The sequence below is a fragment of the Rhodococcus sp. UFZ-B548 genome (assembly GCF_903819475.1).
Classification (GTDB): Bacteria; Actinomycetota; Actinomycetes; order Mycobacteriales; family Mycobacteriaceae; genus Rhodococcus_F; species Rhodococcus_F erythropolis.
The window spans coordinates 69179-81594 of the sequence record NZ_CAIJDS010000007.1 but is presented as its reverse complement, the minus strand read 5'-3'; the positions used below and the strand labels follow the sequence as shown (position 1 = coordinate 81594).

Below are 12416 nucleotides of genomic sequence, written 5' to 3'. Positions count from 1 at the left end.
AACTGGACGTCAGGGGCTGCCTGGGGCGTACAGCTGATTAACGGATGAAATAAATCGTGGCAAACAGCGCGATCCACACGATGTCGACAAAGTGCCAGTAGTACGAAACAACGATCGCGGCGGTGGCCTGGGCGGGCGTGAACTTGCTGACCCGGGTACGTGCGATCAAGAAGACGAAGGCGATGAGACCGCCGATGACGTGCAGACCGTGGAAGCCGGTGGTCATGTAGAACACCGAGCCGTACACGCTGCTCGAAATCGTGGTGCCCTCGTGCACAAGGTGGTAGTACTCGTAACCCTGGCCGGAGACGAAGAACGCCCCCATGATCAAGGTGATGGTGTACCAGCGACGAAGTCCGAAGACGTCGCCACGCTCAGCCGCGAAGACACCCATCTGGCAGGTGAACGAAGATGCGATAAGCACCAAGGTCACCGGCACGGCCAGATACAGGTTCAATTCGGTTGGCTCCGGCGGCCAATTTCCGTTCGCCTGAGCTCGTGCCACGAAGTACATGGCAAAGAGCCCTGCGAAGAACATGAGCTCACTTGACAACCACACGATGGTGCCAACGCTGACCATATTCGGCCGGTTCAGCGAGTGCACGCGTTGGGTGATTGCCGATCCTGAAGTCCCTACTGCGCTCGTCACAGACAGAAGTATGACGCTTCGTCGTAAGAGACGACCACTCGGGTCCACCATCGGCGCGTCGCTCGGCTCGAGTTCGCGGGATCCGGCGGCGAACGCGCTGGTGGCGTGGTCGGAATATGCTGGCGCGATGGCAGCTACACACAAGAGTAGACCGTGGTTCCTGAGAATTTTCGGCACGAAGATTCCGACGCCGCTCGACGCGGCGCGGTCGGATCTGGTCGTCGTTGCCGAGGGCTTCGACGACGCCGAGGCGAGTTCGACCGCTCTCGAACGTGCCGGCTCCACCGAGCCGGAGTTTCGGGCGGAGTCCGAAGTGGTTCTGCGGCACCATCTCGACCTGCCGGAGGACTCGGTTGCCGATGCCGAGAACATCGTCGCTCAGGACGGATATGTGCGAGGCGCGAGTCGGCCCGAGGACGTGACTCAGGCGGTCGAGAATTCGGTTCGCGTCATCTTCGAGCGTGTCCAAATCCTTGACGCCCTGCATTGCTCCCAGGAGCGATCACGAATGGCCGGTCTGGCGCAGCGACTCGGTGGTTCCGTCGCCGGGTGGGACGCGCTCCAGCCCCCGATTCTTGCGGAGGCGACGCCCAAACGCGGTCGCCGAAAGACCTGAGCGGCCCTATTCGGTTTCCTTGCTACCTCACTGACTAGGCTGCGAGGGTCATCGGCAGCACAAAATGGCAGCACGAAACGACAGCTCGAAACGACAGCTCGAAACGACAGCTCGAAATCCAGCCCACATGAACGACAAGGGGACCAAGGCACTATGGCCGGCACCGACGCATCCAACGCCGTGAACGTCGATTCGAGTGCAGTGGTGCGGTCGTGGCCGATGATTCTCGGTCTGCTCACGGACGGCAGTGACCTGTCGGAAGCCGACAGTCGGTGGGCGATGGGCGAGATCATGTCGGACAATGCCACTTCCGCTCAGATCGCCGCTTTCGGCGTCGGGCTGAAGATGAAGGGCGAAACCCCCGCGGAGTTGGAAGGGCTCGCCGGCGCGATGCTCGAACACTCCCGGCGCGTGCCGGTCGATTCCGACGTGGTCGACATCGTCGGCACGGGTGGCGACCGCTCCAACACGGTCAACATCTCGACGATGGCCTCGATCGTGGTTGCCGCGTCCGGTGTGCGAGTTGTCAAGCACGGCAACCGCGCTGCTTCGTCCAAGAGCGGTGGCGCAGACGTGCTCGAGGCGCTCGGCGTTCGCATCAACCTCGGCCCGGAGCAGGTTGCGAGGTGCGTCGAAGAGGTCGGCATCGGCTTTTGTTTCGCGCCGGTCTTCCATCCCGCACTGCGCTTTGCGGCGGTGCCTCGCAAGGAAATCGGCATCCCGACGGCATTCAACGTGCTCGGTCCACTGACCAATCCGGCTCGTCCGCGTGCCGGGCTGATCGGGTGCGCATTTCCGAAGCTGATCTCGGTCGTCGCGGGAGTCCTTGCGCAGCGCGGTAATTCGGCGTTGGTGGTGCGTGGAGACGACGGACTCGACGAACTGACCACATCGACGACTTCGACGGTTCACATCGTCGGCGGTGGAAGTGTGCGAACTGTCACGCTGGATCCGCGCGACCTCGGAATCGACCGCGTTCCTCTCGAAGAGTTGCGCGGAGGAGACGCCGAATTCAACGCCACCGTCGCCCGAACGCTGCTTTCCGGACAGAAGGGGCCGGTCCGGGACGCGGTCTTGCTGAACGCGGGAGCGGCCATCGCGGCGTTCAACGGTGTCGGTGACGATCTCGAGGGTGCGATCTCCGCCGGGATGACTGCAGCCGCTGCCGCGATCGACAGCGGCGCCGGCGCTGAACTGCTTCACAAGTGGGCGGCACTCACCGCCGAACTGGCCGACCAAGCCTGATCGACGAGCTACTCGCCCAGCGAGAAACCGGCCTCGACGTCTGCGCTGGAGAATGACTGGAAGGCGATGTGTGTGGCGGTTCGGAGAACGCCGGGCACCTTGTTGATTCCTCCGGTGACCACGTCGGCGATCTGGGCGTGGTCACGTACCTTCACGATGGCGATCAAGTCGACGTCACCTGCGCACGAGTAGACCTCCGTCACTCCGGACAGGTCGGCGACGGCCTGCGCGGTTTCCGGGATCCGAGCGGACTCGGCGTGAATCATGACGATGGCGTTGATCATTTCTCTCCTCGATTTCCCGGTGGGTTGTGATGACCCGGTGGTTTCGATCGAGCTTAGGGGTGCCGCTCCGTCGTTACGTCATCGATGTTCGGATTCGGTACCGGCCCGCGCGAGTCGGCACCAGGCTTCCCACTTGCCGGCGCCGCCCGCAGGTTCGACGTAGCCGGATGTCGCCGACACGATTCGGACACCGTCCGATGCGAGCCACCGTGCGATCAGGCCCAGTTCTTCGGGTGACGCGCCGCGGAACGGTGCGTCGTCCGGTAGGACGGTTTCGGCGGCCGCGGTGATGGCGTCGACGACGGGCATCGGGTGAGTTCCACGTCTGGCGAGCCCGGCGGACGCGAGACGTCCGGAACGGATCACCGACAGCTCCCAGCCGCCGTCCCCGGTGGGACGGGCGAGAATCAGTTGTTCGATCGCCGCGACTGCTGCAAGTCGCTGAGTGCGCCGCACTGCGGTAGAGACTGCGACCGTTCGGTCACGCAGACGAGCAGCATTCTCGAACAACGCGTGTTCGGACAGCTCGTCTATTCGCGCCTGCATTTGTTGGAGGGGAGCGTCGTTGGTTCCCCGGAAGAATCCACGCACAGTCTCAGGGGCGGCCGCGTAGTCCTGCGCAGTGAGTTCCGGTGCCCAGGAGGCGGGACACGCCCCCAGTTCGCGAGCGGGGCAGTCAGGGCCGTGAACGGCGCCGCGCCCGAGACGTTTGGTGCACGTGCGTAGGCGGCTGAACTCTGCGACGGTGTCGGCGACTTCTACTGCGTCGCCGCGAGAGGTGAACGGGCCGATCGAATCGGCCGTAGGCGTGCGAACCACGGACAGTCTGGGAAACGCCTCGTCGGTGAGAGTGATCCACCATCCTCTTTTGGGGAATTTGGAGCGACGGTTGTACGGGGGTGCATGCGCGCTCAGTAGTCGTAGTTCACGCACCCCTGCCTCGAGCGCATGGGCGCACTCGACATGGTCGACGCGGGTGGCGAGCGCGACCATTTCCTTCATCCGGCCGCGGGTCTCCGAACCGGTGAAGTAGTTGCGGACGCGGCGTCGAAGGTCGGTAGCAGTTCCTATATAGAGGGCTTCGTCCGAAGGGCCTCGGAAAAGGTAGACACCCGGGCTTCGCGGCAGGTTTGCGGCGAAGGACCGTTTGGCCCGCTGATGTGAGGAAATGTTGGGCAGGTAGTCGACGAGTTCGCTGTAACTGTGGACGCCTTGGTTCCCGACTCTGTCGATCAACCCGTGTAGGACGTCGACGGTCGCACGCGCGTCGTCGAGCGCGCGGTGCGTCGGTTGGGTGGTCACCTGGAAGAGATGGGCGAGTGCGGAGAGTTTGACCGAAGGCGCCTCGTCGCGGGTGAGCACGCGCCTGGCGAGCTTCACAGTGCACAGCACACGGAACGCCGGCCACGGGCGTGCGCTGCGTGACGCCGCTGCTTTGAGGAAGCCGATGTCGAAGGGCGCGTTGTGTGCCACCAGCACCGCACCCTCGGCGAATTCGAGAAAAGCGGGTAGGACACGTTCGATCGGAGGTGCGCCGATCAGCATGGCGGTGGTGATTCCGGTCAGTTCGACGATGTACGGCGGAATCGATCGGCCGGGGTCGACGAGTGTTGCCATTTCACCGAGCACTTCGCCACCGCGGATCTTGACGGCGCCGATCTCGGTGATGGAGTCCTGGTCGGCGCTTCCACCTGTGGTCTCGAGGTCGACGACGACAAACGTCGTTTCGCTCAGCGGTGTGTCCAGCTCGTCGAAGCTCAGTTGCCGCCCGACGTCGAACTTCTCCCCGTCGGAGAACGGGGACGGAGACGGAAATTCTCGGGCCGAGGCGGGACTCACACCGCAGACAGTAGAAGGACCCCCCGACACGAATTCGAGAGTGCATACGCGGAATCCGGCTCACTCCGACTTCCATTGGGAAAGCAACGGATTGACCCCCGACAAAAGTATGAGAGACGAGGATCACACTTGCGGTGGGAACTCGCGAATGCGGTCTCCTACCTACTTATCGGTAGGGCGATTCGTGAGGGTGTTGCTACGGCGATCAGTCGCCGAAACCGCCTGATTGATCGAAACGGGTTCTAGTTTCAAGTAATCGGCGTTGAACTGCATGGAAGATCGGATTGTCGGGTTTGGTGACCCTTGCCAGTGGGTAGCAAGCGCAGGTTTGCGGGCCAGGTGAGCCTCGCCGAACAGACCTGTTGTTATCTCTTCGTGACCCGTCCGGCGTATCGCGGGCGCGGCAGCATGATTTCCGGCGAATCGGGCGCGATTGTCACGAAGCGGTCGACATCGTCGCGATCATTTCGTAACCTTCCTGAGACCTAACGAAGTCTTGCCGGACCAAACAGGACCGGCATCGTCAGGAACCGCCTAATCGGGATCTCCGCGAGGAACCCGAACCGGGAACCCAAGTTTCCACTGGGGTGAATCCCGCCTGGGGTGCAGCACGCATGATCGCTGCGGACCACGCGGGTAGGGCTGATCTTCCCAGCCCGAACCCGTCAGCTAACTCGGTCGGCGGATGAATGGAAGAAATGGAGCACCCCTTAAGTGGCGTCACAGAGTTTCAAGCGTTCAGCGCAGTTGGCAGTAGCCGGCGCGCTCGCAGTCGGAGCATTCGCTGCAACCGCTGCACCTGCCTCGGCAGACCCCATCACCATCCCCGGCGTCGGCACCTTCGAGGTTCCGGGCGTTTCTATTCCTCAGTTGCCGGTCATCCCGGGCATCACCGACATCGCACCGGCCGCTCCGGCCGCTCCCATCTCCAGTGTTGGTGAGCAGGCAGTTCGCGCCGCAGAGAGCAAGCTGGGCTCCCCGTACGTGTACGGCGCATCGGGCCCGGACGCATTCGACTGCTCCGGTCTGGTCCAGTGGGCATACAAGCAGGCTGGTCTGAACCTGCCTCGCACGAGCTACGACCAGGCCGCAGCCGGCGTTGCCGTTTCACAGTCCGATCTTCAGGTCGGCGACGTGATCTCCTTCTACGGCGGATCGCACTCGGGCATCTACGCCGGCAACGGCAATGTCATCCACGCGTCGACCGCTGGTCAGCCCGTGAAGCTCGCACCGGTGTCCTCGATGCCGTACGACGGTGCTCGCCGTTACTGATTTCTGAACACGCTCGACGGCTGTCTCCGGTAGACAGTCGGAACGATCCGCCGCTGCAAGGCGGCGGAGCTCGGGGGAGCTCCGGATCTTCGAATGTGGGCCTCGAATCTTTGATTCGAGGCCCACATTTTCGTTTCGCGACAATTCGCCCGGTACTTCACCCCGACACGCCTACCGGCGAGTAGACACCAACGTATGCCGTTCCGTAACCTTATCGAGACATTGCGCGGCCGAGACAGGTACTGTGGATAGTTGACAGCCAGCTAACAGATCGTCGACCGGTCCCGGTCGACGTCGCTTCACCGAGACGGAGAGTTGCATTCCGTGGTTTCATCGAAAAACAACAGTCGAGTACGCGCCGCATTGACAGTGGGAGTGCTGGCGTTCGGACTCGTCGCAGGGCCTTCGATGCAGGCCGGTGCCGACCCCGTCATCACCAACCCCACCGAGGCGCTCGACAAGCTCGGTGAACTCTCCCGGGTATCCGAGCAGACCAACGAAGCGCTGCACAACGCACAGATCGACCTCGACGCGAAGCTGGCGGTCGCGAATGATGCGGACGCGCGTTCGGCAGCCGATCAGGGTCTTCTCGACGCGGCTTCGGCACGTGTCGCCGAGTTCGCTCCGGCGGTAAACCGTATTGCCACAGCGAATTACCAGGGTGCGCGAACCAATCGCCTCTTTGCGTTGATGGTGAGCGACTCGCCGCAGCAGTTGCTCGATCAGATGTCTGCGCTCGACGTGATTTCCAACGACGCGGCGGTACAGGTCTCACAGTTCAACCAAGCCACTGCCGAAGCGCGTGCCGCCTCGGAAGCATCGAAGCGTTCGGCCGAAGAAGCGCGGACCGCCGCCGATCAAGCCCGCGCACTCAGTGACGATTTGCAGCGCAAGCAGAGTGAACTGCAGACGCAGATCGCCGACGTGACCAAAGCTTTCCAGAGCCTCACCGACGACGAGCGTAACCAACTTAGCGGTACGCCATTCCCGCCGGACGTCGATCTCAGCAAAATTCTAGCTAACTTGACGCCTGGTTCGGGTGCTGCTGCTCTGCAGGCAGGCCTCACGCGGATCGGTGACCCGTATGTCTGGGGCGCGACCGGCCCGAACGAGTTCGACTGCTCAGGTCTGGTCGTATGGGCCTACAAGCAAATCGGGAAGACTCTGCCGCGTTCGAGCCAAGCGCAGGCGCAGGGCGGTGTACCGGTGTCGAGGGACCAACTACAGCCCGGTGACGTCGTGACTTTCTACAGCGACAACTCGCATGTCGGCATCTACGCCGGCGACGGAAACATTCTGCATGCGTCGACGTTCGGCGTACCGGTGAAGGTTCAGTCGATGGCAGGCATGGAGTTCTCCACTGCGCGTCGTTACTGACGGCTTGCTGCGCCCGAGCGGCGTGTGGCCAGCCGCCGTGAAGCGTCGAGTCGAGTTCTCCTACACTCGGCACCGTGCCGACTGAACCGATGACGACGCCCGACGTCGGCGCAGATCGACCACGCCGTTGGGAGTATCCAGCCCTCGTGGCGCTCGGCGTTGCCGTGGTGCTCGTTCTAGGGTTGACGATCTTCCTGACGAACAGGTCCGATTCCGACGAAAATGCGGCCAGTGAGCAGGACGCCGAACGCACCGCGCAGGTACAAGCATTTCTCGATGCATGGGCTGCGGCGCAGATGTCCGACGATCCGTCGGGGCTGGCGAAGTTCGTCGACAGTGCTGCGGCACCCGGTGTGCTCGAAGCGGAAGTTCGGCGAGCCACCGCTGCGGGAGCGCTCGATTTCTCCGACTGGGGATACGAGATTCCCAGCGGCGGCCTGACACCGGCGCCGCGAACCGGTGCACCGGACGGAGACGTCGAGGTCTGGAATGCACAGGTTCTGTTGCGCTACGCCCTCGACGGCGTTGACGCATTGCCCACTCGCAAGGCAGTGTCCATGACGCTCGCGAAACGCGGAGATCAGTGGTCGGTTCTTGCGGACGGGTCGATCGTCGGACTGGACGGAGCCCGAACGGCGGGCGAATCCTGGAACGGCCCTTGGGACTTCGGGCCGCTGGCCGTCGCCGAAAATGCCGCGGGCAATGCACTCGTGATCGGTCACCCGGGTCAGCAGGCGTTCGTCGACGCTTTGGCGGCCGATGTGGACTCAGCCATCGAGAACACGACGCAGTTGTGGGGGCCGTGGTGGTCCGAGCGCGCGGTGCTCATGGTGGCGGGGTCCGCGGAGGAGTTCACCGCACTGGTCGGCTCCCATCACGACGGCGCTTCGATTGCCGCAGTGTCGGTCGCGGATGCAACGGCGGACGGGTCTTCCGACGTGAGCGGCCAGCGGGTGGTCTTCTCGCCTGCCGCGGCTTCGAGGCTGACCGACATCACCAGGCGAACGGTGTTGCGCCACGAGCTCATGCACATAGCCGCCCGATCGAAAACCCGTGACGGGTCGCCGATGTGGGTGTTGGAAGGGTTCGCCGAATACGCGGGAAATCGTGGATCCTCGCGGGCCTGGGGTGAGATCGCGCCGACTCTGGCAGCAGCGGTCCGCTCCGGCGATACTCCGACAGAGTTTCCGGACGACACACAGTTCGGCGGTGTCCCGGTCGTGAGTTCACTGGCGTACGAATCGGCGTGGTCTATCAACGCGTATATCGCTGATCGATTCGGCGAGGCGAAGCTGACCGACCTCTTTCGCGCCCTCGCCTCCGGAAAGATGACGGCCGAAGACCTCGACTCGCGGATCCGAGCGGTCCTCGGCGTCGGAACCGAGGAACTGCGAGTCGGCTGGGTCGACTGGACCAACAGCCATCTGGGCTGAGCGGTTTGCGGCTGGACGTTCGACTCGGCGAGGTGAGCTTCGCAAGTCTCGAAGCACTGCGTGCCCTTGTCACGACTCGAAGCACAGCGTGCCCTACGGTGGACGGATGCGCCGGACCCTCTTGGTGACCAACGATTTTCCTCCTCGCCCCGGAGGTATCCAGTCTTATCTCCACACGTTTGCCGGGCACCTGCCGGCGGACAAGTTGGTGGTGTACGCACCGCGGTGGCGGGGCGACTCGCACAAGAAGTTCGATGCGGCACAGCCTTTCGAGGTCGTTCGGCACCCGACGACACTGATGCTGCCGTCGCCCTTTGTCGCTCGTCGGGCCGCGAAGCTGGTCAAGAAGCACGACTGTGAGTCGGTGTGGTTCGGTGCGGCAGCGCCCTTGGCGCTGTTGGCGCCGGTTGTTCGACGCGCCGGAGCGAGCCGAGTGATCGCGAGTACTCACGGCCACGAGGTCGGGTGGTCGATGATTCCCGGTGCGCGGCAGTCGTTGCGTGTGATCGGCGATCACACGGATGCGGTGACGTTTGTCAGCAAATACACCCGTGGACGGTTCTCGGCGGCTTTCGGCCCGCAAGCGGCGCTCGAGCACCTTCCGTCCGGAGTGGACACGTCGGTGTTCCACCCGGACTCGGTCGCCCGCGCAGAACTGCGCAAGCGATACGGGCTGGGGGAGCGGCCCACGATCCTGTGCCTGTCGCGGCTCGTGCCACGCAAGGGGCAGGACATGCTCATCAAGGCGCTGCCGACCATTCGCAAGAGCGTCGACGGGGCGGTACTGGTGATAGTCGGCGGTGGACCGTACGAGGACCACCTCCGTCAATTGACACGTAAGACCGGGATGGACGATCACGTCGTCTTCACCGGCACAGTGCCCGCCGCAGAGTTGGCGGCTCACCACACGATTGCCGACGTGTTTGCCATGCCGTGTCGCACGCGAGGCGCGGGATTGGATGTCGAAGGACTGGGAATCGTCTACCTCGAGGCCTCGGCGACCGGCGTTCCGGTCATCGCCGGCCGCAGTGGTGGCGCTCCGGAAACCGTGCAGCAGAACAAGACCGGGCTCGTAGTCGACGGCACCTCTGTTCGGGACGTCGCCGAATCCGTGATCGAGGTGCTGTCCGATCGTGATCGAGCGGCCGCGATGGGAGCAGCCGGCCGGGAGTGGGTTGCCGAAGACTGGAAGTGGGACACGCTCGCTTCGAAGCTGCGTAATCTGCTCGGCTGAGCCACCGGGACTCGAACGCAAACGGCCCGCACCGAATTCGGTGCGGGCCGTTCGTTGCTGCGAGAAGCTGCTTGCCGAAAACCTACTTGGCGTAGATCTTTTCGATGTCGGCGGCAAAGCTCTCGTGCACGACGTTGCGCTTGAGCTTCATCGTGGGCGTGAGTTCGCCTGTGTCCTCGGAGAAGTCGACCGGAAGAATGCGGAACTTCTTGATCGCCTCGGCGTGTGAGACGAGCTTGTTGGCCTCGTCGATGGCGTCCTGGATTTCACCGACCAGCTCGCCGTCCGAAACCAGGTCGGCAGCTGTGGTTCCCGCGGCCTTGTTGTTGCGCTCGTTCCAGGCGGGAAGTGCCTCGGCGTCGATGGTGATGAGAGCGCCGATGAAAGGCTTCTGGTCGCCGACCACGATGGCCTGGCTGATCAGGGGGTGTGCGCGAAGGGAATCTTCGAGCTGAGCGGGGGAGACGTTCTTGCCGCCTGCCGTGACGATGATCTCCTTCTTGCGACCGGTGATCGTGATGTAGCCGTCCTTGTCGACGGTGCCCAGGTCTCCGGTGTGGAACCAGCCGTTCTCGATCGACTCGGCGGTCGCCTTCTCGTTGCGCCAGTAGCCGGTGAAGACCACCGGTCCCGAGAGGAGGATTTCGCCGTCTTCGGCAATGCGAACGGAGTTGCCGGCCAACGGCTTTCCGACAGAGCCGACCTTCTGTGCGCCGATGGTGTTGACGGCGAACGCTGCGGTGGTCTCGGTCAGTCCGTAGCCCTCGTAGATCGTGACGCCGATACCGCGGAAGAAGTGGCCGAGTCGAGCGCCCAGGGGTGCACCACCGGAAATGGCCAGCTGGCACTGTCCACCGAGTGCAGCGCGCAGCTTCGAGTACACGAGCTTGTCGAAGAGTGCGTGCTTGGCCTTGAGAACGATGCCCGCGCCGCCCTTGTCCTGAGCCTCGCTCCACGCGACCGCGGTGTCTGCGGCCGCGTCGAAGATCTTGCCCTTGCCATCACCGTGCGCCTTGGCGCGTGCGCTGTTGTAGACCTTCTCGAATACGCGCGGCACCGAGAGGATGAAGTCGGGCTTGAACTCGCCGAACGTCGGAACGAGGTTCGGGATGTCGCTCGTGTGTCCAAGCGCTGCACCGGCATCGAACGACGCGATGCTGACTGCGCGAGCGAGAACGTGCGCGAGCGGCAAGAACATCAGGGTGCGAACGCCGGGAGTCTTGAGCAGCGTCCCGAGGTTGGAGTCGAGGATGCCCTTCGATTCCGCAATGAGGTTGGAGTGCGTCAGCTGGCAGCCCTTGGGTCGGCCAGTGGTGCCCGAGGTGTAGATCAGGGTCGCGGGATCGGAGGCCTTCAGTGCAGCGACGCGGGCGTGGACGTCCTCGTCGGAGATGTCGGCGCCCAGTGCGGTCAATTCCTCGACGACACCCTTACCGCCCGCCGCGGCATCGATCTGGTAGACCGTGCGCAGCGCGGGTGCGGCTGCAGCGACGTCCTTCACGGTCGCGGCGTGAGTGTCGTTCTCGACGATGAGGTCGATTGCTTCGGAGTCCTCGAGAATCCAACGAACCTGCTCGGCTGCGGAGGTTTCGTAGATCGGAACCGTCACGCCACCGGCTGCCCAGATGGCGTAGTCGACGAGCGGCCATTCGAAACGCGTCGCCGACATGAGGCCGACGCGGTCGCCCTGCTTGACGCCGATCGCGATGAGGCCCTTGGCGACTGCAGTCACCTGGGCGGCGAAATCGCCTGCAGTGACATCGACCCATGCATTTCCGACTTTGCGCTTGTAGACAACCGCCGCCGGCTTCGTCTTCGCGAAGGCGAAGACCGAGTCGACCGCGGAGGCATCCTCGGGAATGGTGAACGTCTGGGGTGCGCTGAACTCAGGCACGAAATACCTCCGACACTGCGAAATACTGACGAGTAGGGTTTTCGTCTCCTACTGTAGTCGCATGTCCGACGCAGTTGTGGCCAGGCTTACAGTCTGTCCGGTATGTAGTGGTGCGACACCCCTCGACGCTTCGCCGACGCGATATGTGAAGCTACTTCGGTGAGCAGCATTCAGGTCGCAGACCAGACTTTCATCGCCGCCCCGCCCGAGCGGGTCGCCGAACTGTTGTCCTCGCGCGCGCGGTGGCGTCGCTGGTTCAGTGATCTTGCGCTCGAAGTCCGGGAAGATCGCGGTCCCGCAGGATTCCGTTGGGGAGTGTCCGGTCAGCTGGTCGGCACCATGGAGGTGTGGCTCGAACCGGTCATGGACGGGACGATCGCGCACTACTTCCTGCACTGTGAACCGGTCGGCGTATCACCGTCGGATCTGGCGAACCTCGACCTCGCCGGGATGAACCGAAAGCGTCGGGTCGACGGCAAGGTCATGTCCTTCCAGCTCAAGCGCGAACTCGAAGCAGGACGTGCCGCCGGGGTAGCACCGGACTGATAATCGAAGTAGTGCTCGTTGTGCAGG

General features: G+C 63.4%; 11 protein-coding genes and 1 riboswitch. Of the genes, 7 read left to right on the top strand and 4 right to left on the bottom strand.

The features are described from left to right. Positions 1-37: 37 nt before the first annotated feature. The gene (locus H7C86_RS09305; RefSeq protein ID WP_020908101.1) at positions 38-649 is read right to left on the bottom strand and encodes a heme-copper oxidase subunit III; all 612 of its coding nucleotides are present in this window, start codon (positions 647-649) and stop codon (positions 38-40) included. 127 nt (positions 650-776) lie between these two features. Between H7C86_RS09305 and H7C86_RS09300 the strand changes: the two genes are divergently transcribed. Next, positions 777-1265 carry a hypothetical protein gene (locus H7C86_RS09300; RefSeq protein WP_037120408.1) on the top strand — a complete coding sequence of 163 codons (489 nt, stop codon included), beginning with the start codon at positions 777-779 and terminating at the stop codon, positions 1263-1265. A 153-nt stretch (positions 1266-1418) separates the two neighbouring features. Continuing rightward, entirely contained in the window at positions 1419-2510 is a 1092-nt protein-coding gene (gene trpD / locus H7C86_RS09295; protein WP_020908099.1) for an anthranilate phosphoribosyltransferase, read from the top strand. An 8-nt stretch (positions 2511-2518) separates the two neighbouring features. Here the strand turns inward: trpD and H7C86_RS09290 are convergent, their stop codons facing one another. Further along, positions 2519-2794, bottom strand: coding sequence for an Lrp/AsnC family transcriptional regulator (locus H7C86_RS09290; protein ID WP_003941677.1), 276 nt, complete (start codon positions 2792-2794; stop codon positions 2519-2521). Positions 2795-2872: 78 nt separating this feature from the next. Continuing rightward, on the bottom strand, positions 2873-4633 hold the full coding sequence (locus tag H7C86_RS09285) for a DEDD exonuclease domain-containing protein (protein ID WP_182261442.1): 1761 nt from the start codon (positions 4631-4633) through the stop codon (positions 2873-2875). Between the two features lie 521 nt (positions 4634-5154). Continuing rightward, a riboswitch (cyclic di-AMP (ydaO/yuaA leader) is annotated at positions 5155-5333 on the top strand. 14 nt (positions 5334-5347) lie between these two features. On the opposite strand from H7C86_RS09285, the gene H7C86_RS09280 reads away from it, so the two are divergent. The 4 genes from H7C86_RS09280 (at position 5348) to H7C86_RS09265 (ending at position 9949) form a co-directional block, all read left to right on the top strand. After that, positions 5348-5905 (top strand): C40 family peptidase, encoded by a 558-nt coding sequence (locus H7C86_RS09280; protein WP_019748904.1) that lies wholly within the window; start codon positions 5348-5350, stop codon positions 5903-5905. 324 nt (positions 5906-6229) lie between these two features. Then, complete coding sequence (locus tag H7C86_RS09275; RefSeq protein ID WP_020969878.1) at positions 6230-7282, top strand: C40 family peptidase; 1053 nt, start codon at positions 6230-6232, stop codon at positions 7280-7282. A 74-nt stretch (positions 7283-7356) separates the two neighbouring features. Further along, entirely contained in the window at positions 7357-8715 is a 1359-nt protein-coding gene (locus tag H7C86_RS09270) for a hypothetical protein (RefSeq protein WP_020908096.1), read from the top strand. A 106-nt stretch (positions 8716-8821) separates the two neighbouring features. Continuing rightward, complete coding sequence (locus tag H7C86_RS09265; protein ID WP_020908095.1) at positions 8822-9949, top strand: glycosyltransferase family 4 protein; 1128 nt, start codon at positions 8822-8824, stop codon at positions 9947-9949. 82 nt (positions 9950-10031) lie between these two features. Here H7C86_RS09265 and H7C86_RS09260 read toward each other — a convergent pair whose 3' ends face one another. Beyond that, complete coding sequence (locus H7C86_RS09260) at positions 10032-11843, bottom strand: long-chain fatty acid--CoA ligase (protein WP_047887999.1); 1812 nt, start codon at positions 11841-11843, stop codon at positions 10032-10034. A gap of 159 nt (positions 11844-12002) precedes the next feature. Between H7C86_RS09260 and H7C86_RS09255 the strand changes: the two genes are divergently transcribed. Continuing rightward, complete coding sequence (locus H7C86_RS09255; RefSeq protein WP_019748899.1) at positions 12003-12389, top strand: hypothetical protein; 387 nt, start codon at positions 12003-12005, stop codon at positions 12387-12389. Positions 12390-12416 lie beyond the last annotated feature (27 nt).